Here is a 26,148-nt window from a genome sequence, read left to right as displayed (position 1 = left end):
TCCGGCATGGGTGGCCGTCGACGCCGCCACTGCGGCGCCGTGCTGCCGCGCCCACACGACCACCGGCGGCCAGCGATGACCGCCCCGATCTGGATGGCCTCCCCGCCAGAGGTGCATTCAACGCTGCTCAGCAGCGGTCCGGGTCCGGGCCCGCTGCTGGCCGCCGCGGCGACCTGGAGCTCGTTGAGCGTGGAATACGCGGAGTCGGCCGACGAGCTGGCCGCGCTGCTGGGCGCCGCGCAGGCCGGCAGCTGGGACGGCCCGACGGCCGCGGCGTACGTGGCCGCGCACGCGCCCTACCTGGCGTGGCTGGCGCAGGCCAGCGCGCATAGCGCGACCATGGCCGCCCAGCAGGACATGGCCGCCACCGCCTACACCGTGGCGCTGGCGGCCATGCCGACGATGCCGGAGCTGGCCGCCAATCACGCCACCCACGCCGTATTGACGGCGACGAATTTCTTTGGCATCAACACCATTCCGATCGCGGTGAACGAAGCCGACTACGCGCGGATGTGGGTTCAGGCGGCCACCGTGATGAGCACCTACGAGGGCGTGGCGACCGCCGCGGTGGCCACCGCGCCGCCGGCCGAGCCGGCTCCCGAGGTCATGAAGGCCACTGCGCTGGCCGCCACGGCCGAGCAGTCGTCGTCGTATCCCCCCGACACGCAGAACCAGTGGATGGACTGGCTGGAGAAGACCGGGTTCGTCGACTTCTACAACCGGTACATCCAGCCGTTGATCGACCAGCTGATGAACAACCCGTTCTTCCAGTCCATGTTCTCCGGTTTCGACCCCTGGCTGCCGTCACTCGGCAACCCGTTGAGCTTCCTGAACCCGTTCAACATCGCGTTCGCCCTGGGCTATCCGATGGACTTCGGTTCGTACTTCGCCTATCTCGGGCAAATGTTCAGCTTCGTCGCGGCGGATCTCGCGGCGGCGTTCGCCTCGGGAAACCCCGCGACGATCGCGTGGACCATCCTGTTCACCACCATCGAAGTGATCGGCACGGTCATCACCGACACCATCGCGCTGATCAAGACGTTGCTCGAGCAGATGATCGTGCTGATCCCGCTCATCGTGCCGCTGCTGACCGTCGCCGTGGTTCCGCTGGTCGTCCCCACGCTGGTCGGGGGCTTGGCGGGCCTGACGGGCCTGGCCGGACTGCACGCCATCCCGATCGTGCCGCTCATCCCGGCCCCGGCCCTCGTCCCCGTCGCACTGGCGCCCACCCTGCCTCCCACACCGGCCCCGGCGCCGGCTCCCGCGCCGACGCCCGCCTCCGCACCCGCCACGGCACCCGCGCCGCCCGCGCCCGGGGCCCCACCACCGACGCCGGCGGGACCGCCGGCGGCCGCGATGCAAAGTCTGGGCTACATGGTCGGTGGCCTGGCCGCGGATGCGCGCAGGGCCGCGAGCACCAGCGCCCGCGCGCGGAGGGCGGCAGCGGCGCGCGCCGCCGAGGCCGAGGCGGTGGCACTGCCGGAAGAAGAGGAGACGAAGAAGCGCCGGCAGCGGGTCAGGGCCACCCAACTCGGCCGCGGGTACGAATACATGGACCTCGAGCCCGCGACGACGGCCTCGGACCGGCCCGCCCCCGCGATGGGGTTCGCCGGAACCATCCCCACGAAGGCCGCCACCGCACCGGCGGGATTGAGCGCGCTCGTCGTCGACGAGTTCGACGACGGCCCCCGCACGCCGATGGTGCCGGGAACCTGGGATGCCGACCCGACGGGATCGAAACCCTAAGCGGCATAGGTCATTTGGCCCGAGACGGTTTCTCGGGCCCCGGGCCTCGCACGACCGTCGTGCGCGAAAAAGCCGAAGCGGTAACCTAGCCCGCATGCAACATTCGTCGGTCGTCTCCCTGCTGCGGGAACGCGCCGGCCTGCAGCCCGACGATGTGGCCTTTCGCTATACCGACTACGAGCAGGATTGGGCGGGCGTCACCGAATCGCTGACGTGGGCACAGCTGTATCGGCGGACCCTGAACCTCGCGCACGAGGTCAAGCGGCACGGCAGCAGCGGGGACCGGGCCGTGATCCTTGCCCCCCAAGGCCTCTCCTACATCGTGGCGTTCCTCGGCGCGATGCAGGCCGGGCTGATCGCGGTTCCGCTGTTGGTTCCGCAGCCCGGTACGCGCGATGAGCGGGTCAGTGCCGTGCTGGCCGACACCGGCCCGACCGTCGTTCTCACCACCTCCGCGGCGGCCGCGGCCATTGGCGATTACGCGCACCAACCGGACGGAGCAACCCCGGCCATCATCGAGGTCGATTCCCCGGGCCTCGACGATCCGAATCCGCCGAGCATCCCAATCGGGGGCGCCCCGAGCGTCGCGTACCTGCAGTACACGTCGGGCTCGACTCGCCTTCCGGCCGGAGTCATGGTCTCGCACCGGAACCTCCACGTGAATTTCCAGCAGCTGATGGCTGCCTACTTCCCGGACTTCGCTGGCGTGGCCCCGCGCGACAGCGTGTGCGTGTCGTGGCTGCCCTTCTACCACGACATGGGCCTGATGCAAGGCGTCATCGCCCCCATCCTGGGCGGCTACCCCGGTGATCTGACGAGCCCGGTTGCCTTCCTGCAGCGGCCCGCGCGGTGGATCCAAGCGATGGCCCAAGCCGATCCGGTGTTTTCGGCCGCGCCGAACTTCGCCTTCGAGCTGGCCGCGCGCAAGACGACGGATGCGGACATGACCGGACTCGACCTCGGCAACATCATCAGCATCGTGAGCGGCGCCGAACGAATCCATCCCGCCACGCTCGACCGGTTCTGTAAGCAGTTCGCCCCGTATAACTTTCGCGAAGACATGATGCAACCCTCCTACGGCCTGGCGGAGGCGACCGTCTACGTGGCCAGCCGCGCGCAGACCGGCGCCCCGAAAGTCGTTCACTTCGAGCCGGAGCGGCTGTCGGAGGGCAACGCCCAGCCGTGCTCACCGGGGACCGGCTCGCCGTTGCTGAGCTACGGGACGCCGCAATCGCCGACGGTACGAATCGTCGACCCCGACACCAGCACACAGTGCCCGGACGGGACCGTCGGTGAAATCTGGGTCAACGGCGACAACGTGGCCGACGGCTACTGGCAAAAGCCGGAGGAAACGCGGCGCACCTTCTGCGCGGTCCTGGCCGATCCGGCGCCGGGTACCCCCGAGGGGCCGTGGCTGCGCACCGGTGACCTCGGCTTCGTCTGTGACGGCGAGATGTTCATCGTGGGCAGGATGAAGGATTTGCTGATTGTCTACGGGCGCAACCACTATCCCGAGGACATCGAGTCGACGGTGCAGGCGATCACCGGGGGCCGCGTCGCGGCGATCTCGGTTCCGGTGGACGAGACCGAGAAATTGGTGACCATCATCGAACTGAAACACCGCGGTGGCTCCGGCCAGGACGCGCTACACACCCTCGACGCCGTCAAGAACGATGTCACCGCCGCGATTTCGAACTCGCACGGGCTCAACGTCGCCGACCTGGTACTGGTGCCACCGGGATCGATTCCCACCACGACGAGCGGCAAGATCCGGCGGGCCGCCTGCGTCGAGCAGTACCGACGGCAACAGTTCGCCCGGTTAGACGCCTGAACGGTCCCATATCTGCGATGTTGTTCACCATCGGTGTGATGGCCATTGCCGTGAGCCTGGAACCGTTCCGGATCGGCATGACGGTGCTGATGCTGAATCGCCCCAGGCCGCTGATGCAACTGCTCGCGTTTTTAACCGGCGGATTCGCGATGGGGTTGACGGTGGGTGCGACCGCCTTGTTCCTCTTCCGGCGCGTTCTGCTGCGCTCGACGTACTTCACCTTGCCCCGGGTGCAAATCCTCATCGGCGCACTCGCGCTGGTGGCCGCCGCGGGCCTGGCGGCCAAGATCGTGGCGGACCGGCGGCGCGGAACGCGCCACGTTCCTCCCGACGGCGACGGCGCCGGCCCCGCCTGGCTGAGGACTCGGGCCCGACGACTGCTGGACGGACGTTCCCTGTGGGTCGCCGCCGCCGCGGGCCTCGGGATTGCGCTGCCGTCGGTGGATTATCTGGCCGCCCTGGCGGTCATCCTGGCGTCCGGCGCGCCGGTCATGACGCAATTGGGAGCGCTGCTGATGTTCAACGTCATCGCGTTCTCACTTGTCGAGATCCCAGTCGTCGCTTACCTGTTGGCGCCAACGGCAACGCGCGCGGCGATGACCGCGCTCCAGGATTGGATACGGTCGCGGCGTCGCATCGAGGTTGCCGCACTGCTTGCCGCGGTCGGGCTTGTCCTGCTGGTGGTGGGCTTAGCCGAACTGTGAGAACGGCCGGAGGCAACTCAGGGCTTCGTCTCCTCGAGAAAACGGCCCATCACGTCGGGCCCGGTGGAATGCATGGCGATAGACAGCTCTAACAGCCTGTCCTTGGCATGCTTGGGCAGCAACTCGATGGACCGGGTGGTGGCGGAATCATACTTGGACCCCGGATAGCGTTGCAGGACAATATTTTTCTGCTCTTCGGTGGTGTAGATCTCCAGCAGCTTCATTCCTGCGAAAGCCTCATTTGCCAGGTCGGCCATCCCGGCGTTCGCCAACGCTTCCAGCCGCTCCTCGTTGATCCAGACGTTGACCTTGATCTTTGTCTCGTCGCTGCTCACGAACCCTCCAATTGGTTGAGCGTGAAGACGGGCCGTCGGTCCCGCAAATACTCCTCGGTGACGAACGGCGAACCCTGACCATGCTCGGCGGCGCACTCCATCACGACCTCGAACACCTCATGCCGCATCACCTTCTGCGTCGGCTTGACTTCGTCGGTGAGGATGCTTCGTATCAGGCTGCCGCTGAAACTCTGCGCTTGTGCATCATGGCCGCACAGAGCAGAGTTGGTGACCTCCAAACACACCGGGCAATACCAGTTTTCCCGCAGGAACACCGGCTTGATGCCCAGCTGGCTCCGGTATTGCTTGAGGATGTTCTGGGAGTCGTACGGGTGGTAGAAGTCGCCCACGCCCGCGTGGTCGCGCCCGAACATGTGATGCGTGCAGCCCAGGTTCGTCCGCAGGATCGCGTGGAAGATCGCCTCGCGCGGCCCCGCATACCGCATGTCCCAGAGGGTGAAGGACACCATGTGCACGTTCTCACGGAAATACCCGCTGGTGCGTAGCACGTTCTGCGCCAACAGTATTGCCTCGTCGATGTAATCGCCCACGCGCTTCTGGCCGATGATGGCATTCACCAACACGCCGGTGTTCAGGTTGTCGACGGGCTGGTCCTCGTTCGCGGCCAGCCACGCTTGTTTCATCAACGCCTCGTGGCCGGTGTGCGGCACGTTCCTGGTCTGGTGGGCGACGACGCGCTGCCAGTGCCGCTCGGCCAGCGCGTCCTTGTGCTGCTTCGGGGTGAGCCAGAAACTTTTGAAGGGCTCGTTGAATACGGGTTCGTTGATCAGCGTGACATCCCCGCCGATGAACCGGTTCGCGTAACCCATTGTCTTCTTGACGCCAGGGTGTCGGGGATCGGTTGTGCCGTAGGTCTTTTCGGCCATGCGCTCGAGGTCGTATTCGTAGATCTCGGCGACGTCGAAGATGGCCATGGGGGCGCCGAGATAGTCGAGAACGACGCTGGCGCCTTCCTTGATGTCGAGCTTCGCAATGTCCTCGGCGGACATGTCGAAGACGATCGGGATGCTCCACAGCGTCCCGTCCGGCAGCGCGAAGTTGTCCAGGGTCCCGTCGACCTCGTGGCGGCCCATGAATCCGGTCAGCGGGGTGAAGAAACCGTAGGAAAGGCTGATCACCTCGTGCGCGGTGGCCTTCGAGATCGGCACATGCGGCAGCCCCTCGATCCGGCCCGCCGCATCGTCCGTGGACACCCGCTCCACGATCGGCTTCCCGTTGTGACCCGTGTAGCTCATGCCGTGACCTCGCTCCTGCCCCCGCCCTCGTGATCTCGATCCGGGGCCCGGATGACGCCGGTCCTCTCCAGGTGGGCGATCACCTCGTCGGCCAGCGTGTCCGCGTCCTTCGTTCCGCCCTCGAGGCGCAACTCCGGCCGCACCGGCGCCTCGTAGGGGTCGTCGATCCCGGTGAATCCCTTGATTTCCCCCGCCCGGGCTTTCTTGTAGAGGCCTTTGGGATCGCGCTGTTCGCAGATCTCGATCGGGGTGTCGATGAAGATCTCCTGAAAGTCGCCGTCGCCCAGCGTGGCCCGGATCGCGTCGCGATCACGCACGTAAGGGCTGATGAAGGCCGTCAAAGCGATGACGCCGGCCTCGCAGAACAGCTTCGCGACCGCGCCGATGCGGCGAATGTTCTCCTCCCGGTCCTGGGCCGAAAATCCCAGCCCGAACCGTTGGGCGAACTCGGGCCCGTGGCGCTCCTCGAGCAGCTCCGGCCCGGCGTTGAGCCCGTAGCGGACGTTGTCGCCGTCCAGGAGGTAGCTCCGGATGCCCCGCTCGTAGAGCTTTTGCTCGACGATGTTGGCGACCGTGCTCTTGCCGCTGCCGCTCAGGCCGGTGAACCAGATGACGCAGCCCTGGTGGCCATTGAGTTCCTCGCGCTCGCCGCGGCTGATCTTGTGTTCGTGCCAGGTGATGTTGTTCGACATGTCCAGGTCCTGTTCCAACGAAGTCGGTAGCGGCCGGCCATCGCGCCGGCTCGGCGGCGACCCTTGCGATACGCAGCTACGGCGCCGACGGCCGCGCACCTTCACCATCTTGCTTATCAAGCAAACCGGATTAGAACCAGCCTACAAGTAAAGATGGTCAACTTACGGGAGTTTTCCGGTCGCGGGGTTGACCAGCCATGGTCCCCGCAGCGGCCTCGTCAGCAAACGAGCGCGAGGGGCTCAGCGAAGTAGGCCATCCCGGTCTTTGCCGGGGCGCGACGGATGGCTTGTGTTTGCCATCCCGGCGGCCGGGGGACGCCGGCGTTGGTGTGCACGCATCGATACCACGCTCCGCTGGTGACGTCGGACTGTCGATCGTTTGTGCGCCAACCGATCATGGCCGCCGACGCCGGGCCGTCGGGTTTAACTCAAGCAGAGAAAAATTTGCCTCGCGCCGCCGCGGGCGCCCGTGCGGCAAGACGCGATGACGACCGGGCTCACCATAACCGCGCGTGAGGATCGATCCTCGGCGATCCCGGCGAACATGCCATAACTTCGCGGGCAAATTTGCAGCAGGCGAGGCGGCGCGGGGGCGGCCGTAAACACCAAGTTAATTTCATTTAACATTCCGATGATTAAGTCCCTTGACTCGCTCGCCATTGCCTGCTCGTCGACGCGCCCGGGCCGCAACGCACGAGGCCGTCGTCGCCCGCGACAGCGAGCGCGTACCGATCCAACGGTCCCGGGGTCACCGCCAGCCGGCCCTGCCGCCTCGTGGCGGTGCGCTCCCGGAGCCGACTGACGAAGAGGAAGTACGGATGCTCGATTTCGGGGCCCTGCCGCCAGAAATCAACTCGACCAGAATGTATGCCGGCCCCGGCTCGGCGCCGATGGTTGCCGCGGCGGCCGCCTGGGACGTACTGGCCAACGGGCTCGAGACCGCGTCGCGCGGGTACTCCGCGGTGATCGCCCAGCTGGAAGGCGAAAGCTGGACCGGCAGCGCCTCGGCCGCGATGGCCACCGCGGCCGCGCCGTACGTGGCATGGCTGGCGACGGCGGGGGCACAAGCGGAGGAGGCCGCAAGCCAGGCTCGGGCCGCGGCGGCCGCCTACGAGACCGCCTTCGGAGCGACGGTGCCGCCCGCGTTGGTCACGGCCAACCGCACCCTCCTGGCGCAACTGGTCGCGAGCAACATTCTGGGACAGAACACGGCGATGATCGGGGTGACCGAAGGCGCCTACGAACAGATGTGGGCCCAGGATGCCGCCGCCATGTACGGCTACGCCGCGTCGTCGTCGGGCGCGACATCGCTGACGCAGTTCCACGAGCCTCCGCGGACCACCGACGCCGACGGGCAGCCCGCGCAAGCCTCCGCGGTCGCCCAAGCCACGAATAACTCGGCCGCGTCGCAGTCCCACGCCGCACTGTCCCGGACGATGTCGAGCGTGCCCCAGAAGTTGCACAACCTCTCCGAAACACCACCGCCTGGCTCTACTGGTGGCAGCCCTTCGACAGGCTCCGCGCTCGACGCCGTCGATGATTTCAACACGCTGACGGCGCCGGTGAACCTCGGCGACGCCATGAGCCGCACCGTCACGTCGGCGGGCACCTTCGGCACCGGGGCCTTCCGCGCCAACCTGCAGGCGGCGGGCGAAGCCGCCAAGGCGGCCGTCGCCCCCGCCGCGACGGCGAGTCTCTCGACCGGCACCGTGGGTGTCGCCGGCCCGACCCTGGCGAGCACGGGCAGCGCGAGCGCGGTAGGCCGATTGTCGGTCCCGCAAAGCTGGGCGGCGACGAACCCGACGATCGCCACCGTCGCCGAGTCGCACTGGCTGTCGGACGCCGAGCTCGACGGTGGGCCGTCATGGCATGAAGGCCCGGCGACCAACATGTGGGGCGGCGCGCCGGCGGCGGGCGCGGGCGCCTCGTCGGCGCTCCTGTCGCGGCCCTCGGTCAACAACGTCTTGCGCGTGGCGCCACGCCAATTCAAGATGCCGCGTCCTTCCGCGGGCGGATAGCCACCAGTTCCACCCTTCAGTGCAGGCATGGACCTGCAGCGGCCGCGTGTGCGCTTGTTCAGAAAGGATCGCCGATGCTTGGTTTCGGGGCGCTGCCGCCCGAGATCAATTCGGCCAGAATGTATGCCGGGCCGGGTTCGGCCCCGCTGTCGGCTGCCGCCTCGGCGTGGGACGCGTTGGCGGCGCAACTGGAGTCCCACGCCGCGGGTTACTCCGCCACGCTTTCGGAGCTGCGCGGGCGCGCGTGGTCGGGCGAAGCGTCAGCGGCCATGGCGGCCGCGGTCGAACCGTATGTGGCGTGGGCGTTCACCACGGCGGCTGCGGCCGGGCAGGCCGCCGCGCAGGCTCGCGCCGCGGCGGCGGCCTACGAGGCGGCGTTCGCCGCGACGGTGCCGCCACACGTGGTCGGCGCCAACCGAGTTGCGCTCCTCACCCTGATCGCGACCAACTTCTTCGGACAGAACGCGCCGGCGATCGCGGCCACCGAGACCGCGTACGCCGAGATGTGGGCGCAGGATGCCACCGCCATGTACGGCTACGCCGCGTCGTCGTCGGCCGCCACCGCTTTGACGCCGTTCACCGAGCCGCCCCGCACCACCAATGCGCACGGCCAATCGGCCCAGGCCGCCGCGGTCAACGAAGCCGCGAGTGCCGCCGCGGGTCAGGCCCGGGGGGCGCTGGCCGCGGGTGTGTTCACGAACGCTGCCCCGGCCGCCCTTGGCGAGGCGCCGGCGTCCGGATCCGGTCTGTCCCTTATCGGTTCGGTCGGCGACTTCAACACGCTCATCACCACACCGGGACAGACGTTTCTGGCGGGCGCCCGCACATTGCTGGGGTGGGGGCAATTGGGGTACGGGCTCGACCTGTCCGATATCCAGGCCGCGAAGGCCGCGGAGGGCGGCGTGCCCATCGTGCCGGACATCCCGGCACCTGCGGCGCCGGCGGTCGCGGCCGTTCGCGGTCCCGTGTTGGGCGGTCTGGGCCGGGCGGCACTGGTGGGCGAGCTGTCCGTCCCGCAGGCCTGGACGGCCGCGAATCCCGCGTCCGCTGCCGCTGCGGTGTCGAATCCGCTGCTGCACAACGCATTCCGGGCAGCTCCGGCGTCCGCGGCGGACCCTTCCAGCGTCCCGGGGCCCATGCCCGCGGCGCGCACCGCGGGCCACGCCGCCGGTGTCCCGGTGTTGCGCAACGGACGTCGCATCTTCAAGATGCCGCGCCCGGCATACGGCGGGTAGCGACGCCGGTGGGTCAGGGTGCTGACGGCGCCGCTTCCACACCCGTCAGCTCGTCGCATAAGTGGTCCGCCAAGTCGCGGACGGTGGTGATCTTGGTGGGGCTGATGCGCACGCCCGTTTCGGTTTCGATGCGGGTCCGCAGTTCCAGGTTCCCCAGCGAGTCCAGGCCGTAGTCGGATAGCGGGCGATCCGGATCGATTGTGCGCCGCAGCAATAGGCTGATTTGACCGGATACCAGCCGCCGGATCGCCGACGGCCATTCCTCGCGCGGCAGGGCCTGCAGCTCGGCGAGGAACCTGCCCGTCTCCGGTTTGCCCTGCCCCATCGATCCGAACGCTTCGGCGAAGCGGCTGCGTTGCGCGAAGGACGTCAACCACGGCGTGCCCACGATCGGGGCGTAGCCGGAGTAGGGGCGGTCGTAGCGCAGCAGCGTCTCGAATGCGCGGAAACCCTCGGCCGGTGTGATCGCCATGCCGGCGCCTTCGGCCAGGGCCGTGGCGCGGCCGACCTCTGACCATGGCCCCCACGCGATCGCGGTGCTCGGCAGGCCCTGTGCGCGACGCCAATAAGCGAACGCGTCCAGCCAGCTGTTGGCCGCGGCGTAGGCGCCCTGCCCCGGCGAACCCACCAGCGCGGCGGCCGACGAAAAGGAGCAGAACCAATCCAGTGGCTCACCCATGGTGGCGTGGTGAAGGTTCCACGCGCCGTGCACCTTTGGGGCCCAGCACCGGTCGATGAGCTCATCGGTGACGTTCGCCAGCGTGGCGTCCTCGACGACGGCCGCTGCGTGCAGCACGCCGCGCACCGGTAGCCCGGTGGCCGTCGCGCACGCGACCAGCCGCTCGGCCGTCCGCGGTTCGGCGATGTCACCGCACTCCACGGCGATGTCGGCCCCCGCGGCGCGAAGGCGTTCGATCACTTGGCGCGCTTGCTCGTTGGGTTGCGAGCGGGAGTTGAGCACGATGCGCCCACAACCCGCTCCGCCACCACGCGAAGCCATCTCGCCGGCCAGGAACAGGCCCAGGCCGCCGATCCCGCCGGTGATGATGTAGGCGCCGTCGGCGCGGAACGGCCGGATCTTTTCCGGGGGCACCGCCGCCACGCTGCTGCCCGCGCGCGGCACGTCGAGCACCACCTTGCCGGTGTGCCCGGCGGCGGCGACCAGGCGCACCGCGGCGGCCGCGTCGTGGATCGGATAGTGCGTGCAGCGCGGCAACGGCAATTCGCCCGCCGCGGTGCGCTCGTACACGGTGGTGAGCAAGCGCCGGACGGTGTGCGGGTGGCTGAAGGTCAGCAGCGCCAGGTCGACGGCGAACAGGGAGAGGTTGCGGCGGAACGGGAAGAGCCCGAGACGGCTGTCGCCGTAGATGTCGCGCTTGCCCAGCTCGATGAAGCGCCCGCCCACGGCCAGCAGTTCGATGCCCGCGCGCTGCGCGGCGCCGGGCAGCGAGTTGAGCACCACGTCGACACCGTAGCCGTCGGTGTCACGCCGAATCTGGTCGGCGAATTCCGTGCTGCGCGAATCGTAGACGTGTTCGATGCCCATGTCGCGCAACAGTTCCCGGCGTTGCGGGCTGCCGGCGGTCGCGAAGATCTCACAACCCACGGCCCGGGCGATCGCGATGGCCGCCTGCCCGACGCCGCCGGTGCCCGAGTGAATCAGCACCTTGTCCGTCGGGGCGATGCGGGCCAAGTCGTGCAGGCCGTACCACGCGGTCGCCGACGCGGTCGGCACGGCGGCGGCGTCGTGCAACGGCACTTCGGGAGGCAGGGTGACCGCGTGCCGCGCATCGGCGATGACGAACGTGCCCCAGCATCCGTTCCGCGACACCCCGCCGACGTGGTCGCCGACCTTGCGCTCGGTGACACCCGGCCCGACGGCGGTCACCACGCCGGCGAAGTCGCCGCCCAACTGCTGTTGATAACCCTCGAACGTCGGATAACGCCCGAACGCGACGAGCACGTCGGCGAAGTTGATGGTGGACGAGGTGACCGCCACCTCGATCTCGCCGGGCCCCGGCGGAACCCGGTCGAACGCAATGAACTCCAGCGATTCCAGGTCACCGGGGGTCCGGATCTGCAGTCGCATGCCGTCACGCCCGTGATCGACGACGGTGGTCCGCCGCTCGGCCGGACGCAGCGGACCGGGCCGCAGCCGCGCGGTGTACCAGTGGCCGTCGCGCCAGGCGGTCTCGTCTTCTTCCGAGCCGCTCTTCAGTTGCAGCGCAACATTTTCCGGGTCGGTAGCGTCATCGACGTCGATCTGGGTGGCGCTCAGATGCGGATGCTCCGCGTCGATCACCCGCATCAACCCGCGCAGGCCGCCCTGCGCCAGGTTCGGCAAATCGCCGGCGGTCACGCTCGCGGCGTCACGGGTCACCACGAACAACCGAGGCGATTCCCCGGGAAGCTCCGAGAGCTCACGGGCGATGGTCGCAAGGTGCGACACGCAGTCCCGCCCGCGCCGGCCCTGCGGGTCGTCCGGGCGGTCATCGGCGGCCGCGGTCACCACGACGACACCGGCCAGCCCGTTGAGGGACCCGTGGCCGTTGGCGTCGGCCTGGCCACCACCGGACAGCAGCGAACGCAACCGCGCGGTGTCCACCGATCCGACGGGCAGGGCAACCGTCGTGCATTGCGCCCCATCGGAATTCAGGGCATCGTCGAGGTGCGCAACCAACCGGTCGTGACCGTCGGAGGCGCTGAGCACAAGCCAGGATCCCTGCCCGCTCTGCGCCGGCTCGGGAAGTTCGCGGGCCTCCCATTCGATGGTCAACAACCGCTCGTTGAGCAGCCGGTGGGCGTGTTCGCGTTCGGACGTACCACCGGCCAGCCGTAGCCCCTCGACGGTCAGCAACACCGTTCCGGATTGGTCCAGCACTTCGACGTCGGCCTCGCACTCGCCGGGGCCCGAGGACGTGACCCGGGTGAGGCAGTATTGCGCGTTGCGCGTCGGGTGGTAGTTGCGCAGCCTGCGCACCCCCACCGGCAACAGCAGTCCTCCGTCGCCGGCCTTCTGGACCTCGGGCGCGACGATCACCGACTGGAAGCAGGCGTCGAGCAGAGCCGGGTGCGTGGAGTAGGCCGACTGCTGCGATCGGATCGCGCCCGGCAGCGCCACTTCCGCGAGCGCCGTCGCGGTGTCCGCGTCGCCGACCCGCACCGCGGACAGACCCGAAAACGCCGGGCCGTATTGAATACCCACGGCGTCGAAGGCCTTTCGCAGCTCGGCGCCCTCCATGCGCGACGGGTGGTCGGCGATCAGGGTTTCCAGGTCGTACGGGGGCGGTTGGTGCGGCTCGGGTTCCGCGTCGTCGCCGGGAACGTGCAGGATCGCGCCCGCCCGGCGGAGGCGTTCGCCTTCCTCGTGCGTGTCCACCGTGAAGTCGAGCACCCCGGGCGCGATGACCGTGGCCGTCGACGAAACCTGCGTGTGCCCACCCAGTAACAGCGTCTGCTCGAACGTGACGTCGCGAACCTCGGCGCGTTCACCGAGGGCGGCGGCGGCCGCCAGCGCCATTTCGCAGTAGGCGGCGCCGGGAAAGGCTGCGACTCCGTGGATTTGGTGGTCGGCGAGCCACGGGTGGGCGTCGGTGCCGACCTCCCCTTGCCAGACGTGGCGCTCGGGCTCCTCGCGCAGATGCACGTGCGCCCCGAGCAGCGGGTGCACGGCCTGAAGCGAGGCTCCGTGTGGCCGCTCCACCGTCTCGCGACTGAGCATCAACCGGCGATGGGTCCACGTCGGCAGCGGCGCGTCCACCAAACGCCCACTGGGGTATTGGACGGCGAAGTCCACCAGCGCGCCGGCGCTGTGCACGTCGGCGACGAAGCCGCGCAAGCCGATTGGCAGCTCTTCCCCGCGAGCGGGTGGTACCCCGGGCTCGCGTCGGCGCATGGCCGCGAGTGCGGCGATGGGCATGTCCAGGCTGGCGGCGTTCTGCTCGACGGCGTGGGTGAGCAGCGGATGCGGCGACAGCTCACCGAAGACGCGGAACCCGTCTTTAAGGGCGGCCTGCACGGCCGCCGCGAATCGCACGGTGTACCGCAGGTTTTCGGCCCAGTAGTCGGCGCCGAAAGACGGCCGTTCGCGGGGGTCCCACAAGGTGGCGGAGTAGTACGGAACCTCGGGCGCCGTCGGTTGCAGGTCAGCGAGGACCCCGGCCAACGCGTCGAGGATCGGCTCCACCTGCGGCGAATGTGAGGCGACGTCCACCGCCACCTCGCGTGCCATCACATCCTGTTCCTGCCAGGCCGCGACGAGGTCGCGGATTGCCTGGGCATCACCGCCGACGACCGTCGAGGTGGGCGAAGCGACCACGGAGAGCACGACGTCGGAGATTCCGCGGATGGACAGTTCCGAAAGCACCTGTTGGCCCGGCAGTTCCACCGATGCCATGGCGCCGCTCCCAGCGACCCGCGCCATCATCCGCGAGCGGCGGCAGATGACCTTGACGCCGTCGTCGAGCGACAACCCGCCGGCGACCACGGCCGCCGCGGATTCGCCGAGCGAATGGCCGATGACGGCGCCGGGGCGCACCCCGTAGGACCTCATCGCCTCGGCGAGCGCGACCTGCATCGCGAAGATCGTCGGCTGGATCTTGTCGATGCCGGTCACCGGCTCCGGTGCCGTCATGGCCTCGATGACCGAAAACCCCGATTCGCGGGCGATCAACGGCTCGATCTCGGCGATCGTCGCGGCGAACACCGGTTCGGTGGCCAACAGTTCGACGCCCATCTGCGGCCATTGCGAACCCTGCCCGGAGAACACCCACACCGGCCCGCGGTCGTCTTGTCCCACGGCCGGCTCATACGGAATGTCGCTCTCGGCGACCGCGCGCAGTCGCGCGCTCAACTCGTCAAAACTGTTCGCGGAGACCACCGTCCGCACCGGCCGATGCGCGCGGCGGCGCGACAGCGTGTAGCCCAGGTCCCACAGGGGGGCGCCGCTGTCGCCGTCGGGGACAGCACCGCGGCGCCCGTCGACCCAAGTCGCGAGCCGGGCGGCCGTGGCGCGCAGCTGCTCAGCCGACGTGGACGACAGGGGAAACAGCGCTGGCCCGGCGATCCCGGGTGCAGCAGGCCCGTCGGGTGCCCGCGCCGGGGCTTCTGCCGGTGCCTGCTCCACGATGGCGTGCACGTTGGTGCCGGACATCCCATACGACGACACCGCGGCGCGGCGCGGGTGATGGGCGTTGGCGGGCCACGGTGTATTGGATTGCGGCACAAAGAGTTCCGTCTTTATCCCGGCCATCTCATCGGGCAGGCGGGTGAAGTGCAGATTCTGCGGCACCACGCCGTGCTGCAGCGCGAGAATCGCCTTCATCAATCCCAGCGGCCCGGACGTCGACTGCAGGTGGCCGAAGTTGGTCTTCACCGACCCCAGCACACAGGGCCCCTCGGTCCCGTACACGGTCGCGAGGCTGGAGAATTCGATCGGATCGCCGACCGGGGTGCCGGTGCCGTGCGCCTCGACGTAGCCGATCGTGGTCGCCTCGACGCCCGCCACACCCAACGCCGTTCGGTAGACGGCGATCTGAGCCGTTTCGGAGGGCGCCGCGATGTTCACGGTGCGGCCGTCTTGGTTGGCAGCCGTGCCGCGCAGCACCGCCAGGATACGGTCGCCGTCGCGCTGCGCGGCGTCGAGCGGCTTGAGCAGCAGCATGACACAGCCCTCGCCGGACACGAAGCCGTCGGCCCGCACGTCGAAGGCGTGGCAGCGCCCCGTCGGGGACAACATGCCTTGCAGCGAACCGGAAACGGATTTGCGCGGTTCCAGGGTCACCACCACGCCACCGGCCAGGGCGAGGTCGCTCTCGCCGCTGCCGACACTGCCGCACGCTTGGTGGACGGCCATCAGGCCGGACGAGCACGCCGTGTCCACCGTGACCGCCGGGCCGTGCAACCCCAGCGTGTAGGCGATCCGTCCGGACGCGAAGCTGTTGCTGGTGCCGGTGAATCCGTACGGCCCTTCGGCGGCGCCGCAGTCGGCGGACAGGAGTTCGTAGTCGCCGTGCGTCAGGCCGACGAACACGCCGGTCTGCGTTTGGGCCAGGGACGCGGGGGCGAGGCCGGCGTGCTCGACGGCATCCCACGACGTTTCCAGCAGTAGGCGGTGTTGCGGGTCGACCGCGGTGGCCTCACGCTCGGTCATCCCGAAGAAATCGCAGTCGAAGCCCCCGACGTCGTCGAGGAACGCCCCCCACCGGGTCACCGATCGGCCGGGCACGCCCGGCTCGGGGTCGTAGTACAGGTCCGCGTCCCACCGGTCGGCGGGAATCTCGCCCACGAAATCGTCACCGCGCAGCAACGCCTCCCAGAGGCGCTGCGGGGAATCGATCCCGCCGGGAAGTCGGCAGGCCATTCCGATGACGGCCACGGGTGTGGCGTTCGCGGCGCGCAATGTGCAGTCCCCTGTTCTCGCCGACCGCCCGTGAGCGGCGGCGCGCACCGTCTCTTCGCACGTGGTCGGGCGTAATTGTGCAGGCGTCAGTTTACCTACCGGACCCACGTCAGTTAGCGGGATTAAACAATTTCGTCCGCGCACCACAGACGCACCACGTCTGGCGGGTGCGCCGGGGCCGGGATGTCGAAATGCCCTGCCTTTCACGGTGTTTCACACCGCGCGCGCGTCACATGAGTCGGCGGGAGGCCCTAAGACTGGTCGGCTTGTTCCGTCGCCCCGGACTCGGCGTCCTTCGCCGGATCCTCGATGACCTGATATGCCGGATCGACCATCGACAGGGAACGATGGCCGACCTGGCGGGCTTTGCCGCTGATTCGCAAGAGCTGACCGGGCTGGATGTCCGCACCCCCGCGGCCGGGACGGAACGTCACGGTGAGCTCGCCGCTGCTGTCCCCCACGACGATCTGTCGTCGGGTTCGTCCGCGTTCGGCGACGTCTTCGACCTCGCTGACGCGTCCTTCGACGGTCGCGCGTTGCCCGGAGATCAGGCCGGCCACCATGATCACCGACGACGGCCGTTCGGGGTGTTCGTAGGCCTCCACCGACTGGTCCTCGTCCTGGGAGACCCAGGCCTGGATCTTGTCGATCTCCTGCCCGATGCGCTGTTCGAATGAGTCCGGGTAGGCCTCCCTGATCCGCGATTCCACGTCATAGGGAACGATCGTCGCCGCGGCGTCCGGGATGAGGCTGACGGCCCGGGCGACCTTGTCCGCGGTCCGGTCGTGCAACAGCCGCCCCAACAGCCGCGCGAACGTCCGGCGCGGCAGGAGGACCGTCACGTTGGTGTTCGGATGCTCGTCGCGCGCCTTGGCGACCAGCAGCTGCGCAGACCTGCTGATCCGCCGGTCGGGACAGTCCACGATCCGCAGCGGGGTGTCGAGACCGAAGTGGTCCCAACGATTTCGCAGTTGCGCGGCGTGGGCCGGGTCGACCATGAAGTGCACGGCGACCAGCTCGTCGGCCCGCAGGCCGCGGCCGTAACGCAAGGCTTCGATCACCGCCAGGTCGACCGAGTCGACGAACACCAGCACCTTGTGCCGCGCGTACTTCACCAATTCGGGGCGATCGGTGCGGAACATCTCGAGAATGGCTGCCTCGGCGCGGTATTCGCGGTTCAGCCGCGTCAGCACGAACACCAACAGCGGGAACACGACCACCACCAACCAGGCGCCCTCGGTGAACTTCGCCACCGCGAAGATGCCCACCACGATCGTCGAGAGGATCGCCGCGGACAGGTTGATCGCCAGCCGGCGCCGCCAGCCCGGTTCACGATGCGTCAGGTGGTGTTTGGTCATGCCGTAGCCGGCCATCGAGAATCCGGTGAACACGCCGATCGCGTAGAAGGGAACCAGCGCGTTGACCGAGCCGCCGGTCACCACCAGCAGGGCCACCGACAGCGCCGTCAGCGTGATGATCCCGTTCGAGAACACCAGGCGGTGACCGCGTTTCGTCAGCTGCCGCGGCAGGAAGCGGTCCTCGGCGACGAAGCTGGCCAAGGCCGGGAAGCCGTTGAAGCTGGTGTTCGCGCCGGTGAACAGGATGGCCGCCGTCGAGGCCTGGACCAGGACGTAGAACACGTCACCGAGCGTGCCGTTGCCGTAGACGGCGCGACCGATCTGCGACAACACCGACGGATATTCGGTCAGATACGGCGTGGCATGGGTGGCGTGGGCCAGGTAGGCGACACCGGCGAGCAGGAAGCCCAGAATGCAGGCCATCGCGGTGAGCACCCGGCGGGCGTTGCGGCCCTGGGGCTTTCGGAAGTAGTCGACCGTGTTGGAGATGGCCTCGACACCGGTCAGCGACGAGCCTCCGTTGGCGAAAGCGCGCAACAACACCAGAATCGTTGCGCCCAGCACCAATCCGTTGCCCTGATGAACCGGCACGGTGCCGGCCGTGTGCGCCGGGTCGTAGACCGGCAAACCCCCGCCGATTGCGCGGACGACGCCGACCAGGATGGTCAGGCCGACCATGGCGATGAAGGAGTAGGTCGCCACCGCGAACGGCATTCCCGCTTCCCGCAATCCCCGCAGGTTCGCGTAGCAGATGATGAGCACCACGCCGACCGTGATCGCCAAGCTGTAGGGACCCAATGCGGGGATCGCCGACACCACCGCGACCGTCCCCGCCGCCGATTGCACCGCGACGGTCACCACGTAGTCGATCAGCAGCGCCGCGGCGGCGATCTGCGCGACGCGGGGGCCGAAGTTGTCGCGCGCGACGATGTAGGAGCCGCCGGCCCGGGTGTAGGCCATCACCACCTGCCGGTACGACGCGGCCACCAACACCAGGATGAACAGGATGACGCCGGTGATGGGAAGCAACAGCAGGAACGCCGCCAACCCGGCGTGCGGCAACAGTTCGATCAGGATCTGCTCGGGACCGTAGGCGACCGATGACACCGCATCAGGTGAAAGCGCCCCGAGCGCAACGCCATTGGACAACTTCTCGGCCGCGATGTCCTCGGTGATCAGCGGCTTACCGAGGAACACGCGCCTGGCGACGTCCCCGACCGAGAGCGGGATGCGCAGCTTGCCGGTCGAACTGGTCACAAGCACCGTCCTTACCCGAGGTTCAAGAACGTGAAACGCCTCCGAAGCATTGTGCACGTTCGGACCGCGTCGGGGGCGGCGCACAGCGTCACCGGGCGCAGTTAGGCGAGCCGGCGTACCGCCGCGTCGATCCGCTCATCGGTGGCCGTCAGCGCAACGCGCACGTGCTGTGCGCCGCGCGGGCCGTAGAAATCGCCGGGGGCCACCAGGACGCCGCGCTGCGCCAGCCAGGCGACGCTGTCGTGGCAGGGCTCGCCGCGGGTGACCCAGAGGTAAAGGCCGGCTTCGGAATAGTCGACGGTGAAGCCGGCCGCACGCAGGGCCGGCAACAGGGCGGCCCGGCGCCGCTCGTAGCGCTGCCGCTGTTGCAGCTCGTGGGCGTCGTCATCCAGGGCGGCCACCATGGCCGCCTGCACCGGCGTCGGCACCATCATCCCGGCGTGCTTGCGCACGGCGAGCAGCTCGGCGATGAGATCGGAATCGCCGGCGACGAAGCCGGCCCGATACCCGGCCAGCGACGAGCTCTTCGACAGGGAATGGATCGCGAGCAGCCCGGTGTGGTCGCCGTCGCAGACCGAGGGATGCAGGATCGACAGCGGCTGAGCGTCCCAGCCCAGTCCGAGGTAGCACTCGTCGGAGGCCACCAGACAGCCCCGGTCGCGGGCCCAACCGACCACTTTGCGCAGGTGGTCGACGCCCAGCACCCGCCCGGTCGGATTGCTCGGGGAGTTCAGGTAGTACAGCGTCGGCGATTGCGGGCCCAGCTGGGTCAGCGAATCCGCCCGCAGGACCCGCGCCCCGGCCAGCCGCGCCCCGACGTCATAGGTCGGGTAGGCCAGCTCGGGCACCACGATCGTGTCCGCGGAGCCCAGACCCAACAATGTCGGCAGCCACGCGATGAGCTCCTTGCTGCCGATCACCGGGAGCACGTCCGCCTCGGCCAGCCCGGTGACGCCGAAGCGGCGGGCCAGGGCGGCGACCGCCGCCTCGCGCAGCCGGGCGGTGCCCGCGGTCGCCGGATAGCCAGACGCCGAACCGGCCGCGGCCAGCGCGTCGGAGATTACCGGGGCCACCGGGTCGACCGGCGTGCCGACGGAGAGGTCGACGATCCCGTCGGGGTGGGCGCCGGCCCGCGCTTTCGCGTCGGCCAGCGTGTCCCAGGGGAATTCCGGCAGGGACGCCGACACGGCCGGCCGGCGCTTCTTGAGCTGGTGTGGCACCGGGCCGCTCAGTCGCCTTCGCCCTGCGGCGGCAGATCCTTGACCACCTGCGGGTCGTTCTCGGTCATGCCGACCTTGGCCGCGCCGCCGGGCGATCCCAGCTCGGCGAAGAAGTCGGCGTTGATCTGCGTGTACTGGCTCCACTGGTCCGGCACGTCGTCTTCGTAGTAGATCGCTTCGACGGGGCAGACCGGCTCGCATGCGCCGCAGTCCACACACTCGTCGGGGTGGATGTAGAGCATCCGGGCGCCTTCGTAAATGCAGTCGACCGGGCACTCCTCGATACAGGCCTTGTCCTTGATGTCGACACAGGGTTCGGCGATCGTGTACGTCACAGACGTCTCCTCCATGTACTACTCAACGTGGGCTGCGGTTCAGCTCGCACCGGCGCGTCCGTCCTCTTCCGGTGAAGCTTTCGGTTACTGATACTAGACGTTGCAGATACAGGTCAACCATTTGGCGCGCCTGTCGAAATACCGATTTAAGACTGACAGTCTCGGACCCCGCGCGCGGCCCCCCTTTCGCCGAGGGCGAACATGGCGCACAACGCGCTGACCTGCACAGAGTTACGGCCGGGCGGTAGGCTTCGATATCTGTTGCGTTGCCGGCACGCTCGCGGGGCCTGGTAATCTCAACCGAAGGACGGCAACCGCTGGGCAGATTTTTTCGCCGTAAGAGCGGTGCATTAACTGGGGAAGGTGTCCACACATGAGGGTGTCGTTGAGCAAATTGGGCGTTGCGGTTGGCAGCGCGGCAGTGGCGTTGACCGCCGCGGCCGGGATCGCATCCGCCGACCCCACGGACGCGATCATCAACACCACCTGCAACTACGGACAGGTGATTGCGGCGCTCAACGCGACCGACCCGGCAGCTGCCCAGCAGTTGAACTCGTCGCCGGTGGCGCAGTCCTACATCCGCAACTTCCTGGCCGCGCCGCCGCCCAAGCGCGAGCAGATGGCCCAGCAGATCCAGGCCATGCCGGCGGCGCAGAAGTACTACAACACCATCAACCAGGTCGCGGTCACCTGTAACAACTACTGAGCCGATCGCTTCGTACGAAGCGGTTCAGTAGCCGCCGAGCAGGCGGCGCACCCGTCCCAGGGTCTCCGGCCCGACGCGGCTGCGAATGCGTGACGGGTCGGCGGGCCTGCGCCCCCACAGGAGCAGCACGCGCGCGGCCGCGTCGGTGTCCAGGGTGGCCGGGCCGTCCGGCTCGGCGAATCCGATGGTGACCTGATCCGGATCGGCGGTCAGGACGACGTCGTCGGTGCCCTCGGCCCGCAGGCGAGCCTCGATGCGCTCACCTGGGTTCAGCAGCCTGGCCCCCTTCGCCAACAGCGGCTTGCCGACCGCGACGACGCTGTGCGTGGTCATCCATGGCTCGGCCAGCCGGGCCTGGGCGGCCGGTTCGTCGCCGGTGATGTCCCAGCTGTGCAGGACGAGCTCTTCGCGCATGTGCTCGGCGAACCACGGCACCTTCATGGTGCGGCCGGTCCAGGCGACGTCGGTGTCGGCGGGCGCTCCTTCGGCCGCCGCCGCGACGTCACCGAGGGTGGCCATCCGGTCTAGCAGCGCGTCCCACAGGTCCGCGTCGTTCAAGGCGCGCAGCGGACCCTCGCGCTCCTCGAACCCGCGGGTGGCCACCGGCTGACCGGCCAGGTGGCCGCCGAGCACTCGCGCGAGTTCTTCGGCGTTTCCAGGCCGAGGACGACCTACGAAAGCGAGTCGCGCACCGTCCAGGCCTCACACCAGGTGCCGGCGTCCGGGCCGTGCCGTTGCACGGCATCCACGAACGGCCGCCACTCCGGGAATCGGTCTTCGTCAACTCGTCGCGTCACGGCGTCGGGTATACCCGCCGCGCCTGACCGGCAAGCGGCTACGCGGCCAACGGCGTGTAGTCGGTGGTGCGCTGGCGCGCCGGTCGCCCGATGCCTTCGGCGATCGCGGTCAGTTCGGCCACCGTCTTGGCCGACCCGTATTCCGAGCCGGCCATCCGCGAGATGGTCTCCTCCATCAGCGTGCCGCCCAGGTCGTTGGCGCCGCCGTTGAGCATCACCTGCGTGCGCTCGACACCGAGCTTGACCCAGCTGGTCTGGATCTGGGAGATGCGGCCGTGCAACATGATTCGCGCCAGCGCGTGTACGGCCCGGTTGTCGCGGTGGGTGGGCCCGGGCCGGGCCGCGCCGGCCAGGTACAGCGGCGAGCTCTGGTGCACGAACGGCAACGGCACGAACTCGGTGAAACCGCCGGTGCGGTCCTGGATGTCGCGCAGCACGTTGAGGTGGCCGACCCAGTGCCGCGGGCTGTCCACGTGGCCGTACATCATGGTCGACGACGACCGCAGCCCCACCTCGTGCGCGGCGGTGACGATCTCGATCCACATCGAGGTCGGCAGCTTGCCCTTGGTCAGCACCCAGCGCACTTCGTCGTCGAGGATCTCGGCGGCGGTGCCGGGGATGGTGTCCAGGCCCGCTTCGCGCAAACTGGTGAGCCACTCGCGCACGCTCAACCCGCTCTTGGTCACCCCGTTGGCGATCTCCATCGGAGAGAACGCGTGCACGTGCATCGACGGCACCCGCGCCTTGACGGCGCGGACCAGGTCGGCGTAACCGGTGACGGGCAGCTCGGGGTCGATGCCGCCCTGCATGCACACCTCGGTGGCGCCTTCGACGTGCGCCTCCCAGGCGCGGTCGGCGACCTCGTCGGTGGACAGCGAATACGCGTCGGCGTCGCCCTTGCGCTGCGCGAACGCACAGAACCGGCACCCGGTGTAGCAGATGTTGGTGAAGTTGATGTTGCGGTTGACGACGAACGTCACGTCGTCACCGACCGTGTCACGGCGTAACGAATCCGCCAGTGCGGCAACGGCTTCCAGCGCGGGACCGTCGGCGGTGGCCAGTGACAGGTATTCGTTGTCGCTGCAGCCGGCGGGATCGCGTTCGGCGGAGCGCAGCGCGGCAAGCACGTCGGTGTCCAGGCGTTCTGGCGCGCTGGCGCCCTGCGCGGCGAGTTCGTGGACGTGCGCGCGGATCGATTCCCAGTCGCCGAAGGCGCTCTCGATGTCGCTGCGGGTTTCGGTGTTACGGCCCTCGCTGTCGATCGCGGCGTTGAGGTCGACCCGGCCCACCGAACCGACGTCGTCGGGCTCCTGCCACGGCAGCCCCACCGGGTTGACGTCGCGGGCCAGACCGGTGGCCGGATCGGCCAGCGCCTGCACATGTCCGGACACCCGCGGGTCGATCCAGGCCGCGCCCCCTTGCACGTATTTGGGCTGCGCGGTCAACCGCTGGACCAGCTCGTAACCGGCTTCGGCGGTGACGGCGGCCAATTCGTCCAGGGCCGGCCACGGCCGCTCCGGGTTGACGTGGTCGGGCGTCAGCGGCGAGACACCGCCCCAGTCGTCGACTCCGGCGCCGACCAGCGCCAGGCACTCCTCGCGCGAGACCAGGTTCGGCGGCGCCTGGATACGCATGCCGGGGCCGAGCACCAGCCGCGCCACCGCCACCGTCGCCAGGTAATCCTCGATGCCGGCGTCGGGAACCGCGGCCATGGCGGTGTGTTCCTTGGCCCGGAAATTCTGCACGATCACTTCTTGCACATGACCGAACTCCTTGTGCGACTTGCGAATCGCGTGCAAGGTGTCGGCGCGTTCTTCCAGTGTCTCGCCGATGCCGACCAGCAGCCCGGTGGTGAACGGAATCGACAGCCGTCCCGCGTCGGTCAACGCGCGCAACCGGACCGCCGGGTCTTTGTCCGGGCTGCCGTAGTGCGCAAGCCCTTTCGTTTCGAACAGCCGCCGCGAGGTCGTCTCGAGCATCATGCCCATCGACGGCGCCACCGGCTTGAGCCGCGCCATTTCCGACCAGCTCATCACACCGGGGTTCAAGTGCGGCAGCAACCCGGTTTCCTCGAGCACCCGGATCGCCATCGCCCGCACGTAGGACAGCGTCGAATCGTAGCCTCGTTGACCGAGCCACTCGCGCGCCTCCGGCCAGCGATCCTCGGGACGGTCCCCGAGCGTGAATAGTGCTTCCTTGCAACCAAGTTCGCCGCCACGGCGGGCGATGTCGAGTATCTCGTCGGGCTCGAGGTACATGCCGGCGCCCTCGGCGCGCAGCTTGCCCGGCACGGTGACGAACGTGCAGTAATGGCAGTTGTCGCGGCACAGGTGGGTGACCGGGATAAAGACCTTGCGGGAGTAGGTGATCGGCAGCCGGCCGCCGGGGCCGCGCCGTCCGGCCGACTCCAGGCCCGCGTCGCGCACCCGGGCCGCGCTGGCGCACAGGTCGGCCAGATCCGCGCCGCGCGCGGTCATCGCCACCGCGGCCTCGTCGATGTTCAGCGCAACGCCATCCCGCGCCCGCCGCAATACCCGTCGCAGCGCCGACGCGTCGGCCTTCGACGCACTGGCCTTCGCCGGAATCTGTGGATCAGGCAAAGCGGTAGGCTCCTCGCCCGGAGTCAACAGCACCTTGGTGTAACTTCCCCACGATCGAATTTCATCCGTGCGTCCCAACATGTGAAATCGTGGCACCCGCGGCGGGTCCCGTATGGGCAACAGTCAACAGTAGCGCCATGCCCGTGGGCACAAGCGGGCGACATCCCGGCCGAAACGATCGCTCGGCGCAGGCCAAGATCAGCCGCTGTGGCCGCGCCGCCACAGCACCCAGACCGGCGGCACCACCCCGAGCACCAGCAGCAGCAGGGCCGCGTAGGCCATCAGGCCGCGACCGCCCAGGATGACGTCGTCGGCCGGTCCGCCCAGGCTGATCACCGCCACCGTCAGCAGCCACGTCCACAGCGGCAGTGCCGCCACCCGGGGGGACCGGGCCCATCGCCCCGCGGCCCACACCAGGGCCGCGTTGACCAGCCCGGAAATCAATCCGCTGAGGGGAAACGGAACCGTCCCGATATAGAAAGGCAGCAGCAGGGCCCCGGCTAGTGCGGAAAGAACCCCATCGACCGCCAAGAGGGACAGGACAACGAAACGAATCGCGGGGTCTGTTGCGCCGCTGTCTTCAACGGAGGCGACGCGTGGCTGGATGTCGGTCAGGTCGGAACGCTGTCGATGTTGGAGAGTATCGAGCCGATAACCCACTGCAGGCTGTCGAGCCGGTCCTGCCAGTGCTGCTGATTAGGGTCCAGGTCGGGGTCCATGCGAATTCCTTCCGTGGCTGCCTGTTTGGAGCCTACCGCGTGCTGGCCGCGCTGAGATCGAGCCCTGCGAGCAGATCGGTCTCCCAGCCACGCCCGTCGCGCTCCCCCGCATCGCCGGCGGCCAGGACGTAATGCTCATGCCCCACGATCGGCAGCGCCACGTTGTTGGACAGGGCGCACGCGCGGCCGGTGGGCCCGACGACCACCTGGGTGGCGTGCGCCGCGAGCGCCGCCCGTTTGGCGTCCAGGGCATCCGCGCCGGTCTCGACGACGGCGTCGATGTCGCCGTCGTCGTATCCGAACGTGAACCCCTCCTCCGACGGGAGCGACCATTCCGGCAGCAGGTCCTCGGGCGTCAGCGCGGCCAGGCCCGCCTCGAATGCCCGGGTGGAAAAGACCGACCAGTAGAACTTCGGCACGGCCCACGGCTCGCCGGGAAACTCGGAAGCGCCGGCCGCCGCGGCGACGGCGGCCGTGGTCACCGTGTGCGCATGCACGTGATCGGGATGCCCATAGCCGCCGGCGGGATCGTAGGTGACGACGACGTGGGGGCGCTGCTCGCGAATGAGGGCCACCAGCGCGCCGACGCTCTCGCGCTCGTCGGCGTCGATGAAGCGTTGCCGGTGCCGCGTGGGGGTGCCGCGCATGCCCGAATCGCGCCACCGGCCGGCGCCGCCGAGATAGCTGGGGCCGTCGACCCCCAGCGCACGCAACGCGGCGGTCAATTCGCCGATGCGGTAGCCGCCGAGTTGGTCGGCGCGATCGACGGCGAGCTCGGCCCACCGATCGCCGATCACCTCGCCCTCCTCGCCCAGCGTGCAGGTGACGACGCGGACGTCCGCGCCGCGGGCGGAGTAGTGGGCGATGGTGGCGCCGGTGCCGAGGCTTTCGTCGTCGGGATGTGCGTGGACGAACAACAGCCGCGGCGTCTCAGGCATG

At 68.8% G+C, this 26,148-nt stretch carries 16 protein-coding genes and 1 pseudogene; 6 read left to right on the top strand and 11 right to left on the bottom strand.

Going from position 1 to position 26,148, the window contains the following annotated elements; genetic code table 11:
* Nucleotides 1-75 precede the first annotated feature (75 nt).
* From JF781_RS09730 to JF781_RS09720, 3 genes are all read left to right on the top strand, one after another.
* The gene (locus JF781_RS09730; RefSeq protein WP_225341159.1) at nt 76-1,746 is read left to right on the top strand and encodes a PPE family protein; all 1,671 of its coding nucleotides are present in this window, start codon (nt 76-78) and stop codon (nt 1,744-1,746) included.
* A 94-nt stretch (nt 1,747-1,840) separates the two neighbouring features.
* Complete coding sequence (gene fadD21 / locus JF781_RS09725) at nt 1,841-3,577, top strand: fatty-acid--AMP ligase FAAL21/FadD21 (protein WP_225329948.1); 1,737 nt, start codon at nt 1,841-1,843, stop codon at nt 3,575-3,577.
* Nucleotides 3,578-3,594: 17 nt separating this feature from the next.
* On the top strand, nt 3,595-4,281 hold the full coding sequence (locus JF781_RS09720) for a GAP family protein (protein ID WP_225329949.1): 687 nt from the start codon (nt 3,595-3,597) through the stop codon (nt 4,279-4,281).
* A 17-nt stretch (nt 4,282-4,298) separates the two neighbouring features.
* On the opposite strand, the gene JF781_RS09715 is transcribed toward JF781_RS09720, so the two are convergent.
* Genes JF781_RS09715 through cysC form a run of 3 tightly spaced genes read right to left on the bottom strand, consistent with a single transcriptional unit; the run spans nt 4,299 to nt 6,564 of the window.
* On the bottom strand, nt 4,299-4,616 hold the full coding sequence (locus JF781_RS09715; RefSeq protein WP_225329950.1) for a hypothetical protein: 318 nt from the start codon (nt 4,614-4,616) through the stop codon (nt 4,299-4,301).
* Nucleotides 4,613-5,872: a sulfate adenylyltransferase gene (gene sat / locus JF781_RS09710; RefSeq protein ID WP_225329951.1), complete on the bottom strand. Its 1,260-nt coding sequence runs from the start codon at nt 5,870-5,872 to the stop codon at nt 4,613-4,615. Before sat ends, JF781_RS09715 begins: the two co-directional genes overlap by 4 nt.
* The gene (cysC, locus tag JF781_RS09705) at nt 5,869-6,564 is read right to left on the bottom strand and encodes an adenylyl-sulfate kinase (protein WP_225329952.1); all 696 of its coding nucleotides are present in this window, start codon (nt 6,562-6,564) and stop codon (nt 5,869-5,871) included. Before cysC ends, sat begins: the two co-directional genes overlap by 4 nt.
* A gap of 818 nt (nt 6,565-7,382) precedes the next feature.
* On the opposite strand from cysC, the gene JF781_RS09700 reads away from it, so the two are divergent.
* On the top strand, nt 7,383-8,582 hold the full coding sequence (locus JF781_RS09700; protein WP_225329953.1) for a PPE family protein: 1,200 nt from the start codon (nt 7,383-7,385) through the stop codon (nt 8,580-8,582).
* A gap of 74 nt (nt 8,583-8,656) precedes the next feature.
* The gene (locus JF781_RS09695; RefSeq protein ID WP_225329954.1) at nt 8,657-9,817 is read left to right on the top strand and encodes a PPE family protein; all 1,161 of its coding nucleotides are present in this window, start codon (nt 8,657-8,659) and stop codon (nt 9,815-9,817) included.
* 13 nt (nt 9,818-9,830) lie between these two features.
* On the opposite strand, the gene pks2 is transcribed toward JF781_RS09695, so the two are convergent.
* The 4 genes from pks2 to fdxA form a co-directional block, all read right to left on the bottom strand.
* Complete coding sequence (pks2, locus tag JF781_RS09690; RefSeq protein WP_225329955.1) at nt 9,831-16,217, bottom strand: type I polyketide synthase; 6,387 nt, start codon at nt 16,215-16,217, stop codon at nt 9,831-9,833.
* A gap of 251 nt (nt 16,218-16,468) precedes the next feature.
* Complete coding sequence (locus tag JF781_RS09685) at nt 16,469-18,832, bottom strand: APC family permease (RefSeq protein ID WP_225329956.1); 2,364 nt, start codon at nt 18,830-18,832, stop codon at nt 16,469-16,471.
* Between the two features lie 101 nt (nt 18,833-18,933).
* Nucleotides 18,934-20,019: a succinyldiaminopimelate transaminase gene (gene dapC / locus JF781_RS09680; RefSeq protein ID WP_225329961.1), complete on the bottom strand. Its 1,086-nt coding sequence runs from the start codon at nt 20,017-20,019 to the stop codon at nt 18,934-18,936.
* A 41-nt stretch (nt 20,020-20,060) separates the two neighbouring features.
* Nucleotides 20,061-20,387 carry a ferredoxin gene (gene fdxA, locus JF781_RS09675; protein WP_007773662.1) on the bottom strand — a complete coding sequence of 109 codons (327 nt, stop codon included), beginning with the start codon at nt 20,385-20,387 and terminating at the stop codon, nt 20,061-20,063.
* A 373-nt stretch (nt 20,388-20,760) separates the two neighbouring features.
* Between fdxA and JF781_RS09670 the strand changes: the two genes are divergently transcribed.
* A complete protein-coding gene (locus tag JF781_RS09670; RefSeq protein ID WP_008254522.1) occupies nt 20,761-21,093 on the top strand; it encodes a hemophore-related protein in 333 nt (110 codons plus the stop codon).
* A gap of 24 nt (nt 21,094-21,117) precedes the next feature.
* Here the strand turns inward: JF781_RS09670 and JF781_RS09665 are convergent.
* From JF781_RS09665 to mshB, 4 genes and pseudogenes are all read right to left on the bottom strand, one after another.
* A pseudogene (locus JF781_RS09665) lies at nt 21,118-21,890 on the bottom strand (hypothetical protein).
* Between the two features lie 38 nt (nt 21,891-21,928).
* Nucleotides 21,929-24,571, bottom strand: coding sequence for a bifunctional FO biosynthesis protein CofGH (locus JF781_RS09660; protein ID WP_374109684.1), 2,643 nt, complete (start codon nt 24,569-24,571; stop codon nt 21,929-21,931).
* 117 nt (nt 24,572-24,688) lie between these two features.
* Nucleotides 24,689-25,150, bottom strand: coding sequence for a hypothetical protein (locus tag JF781_RS09655; RefSeq protein WP_225329958.1), 462 nt, complete (start codon nt 25,148-25,150; stop codon nt 24,689-24,691).
* A gap of 91 nt (nt 25,151-25,241) precedes the next feature.
* Nucleotides 25,242-26,147 (bottom strand): N-acetyl-1-D-myo-inositol-2-amino-2-deoxy-alpha-D-glucopyranoside deacetylase, encoded by a 906-nt coding sequence (gene mshB, locus JF781_RS09650; protein ID WP_225329959.1) that lies wholly within the window; start codon nt 26,145-26,147, stop codon nt 25,242-25,244.
* Between the last annotated feature and the right edge of the window lies 1 nt (nt 26,148).

It is taken from the genome of Mycobacterium sp. WUMAC-067 (assembly GCF_020217485.1).
Taxonomy (GTDB): domain Bacteria; phylum Actinomycetota; class Actinomycetes; order Mycobacteriales; family Mycobacteriaceae; genus Mycobacterium.
This window is presented reverse-complemented; position numbering and strand designations above follow the sequence as displayed.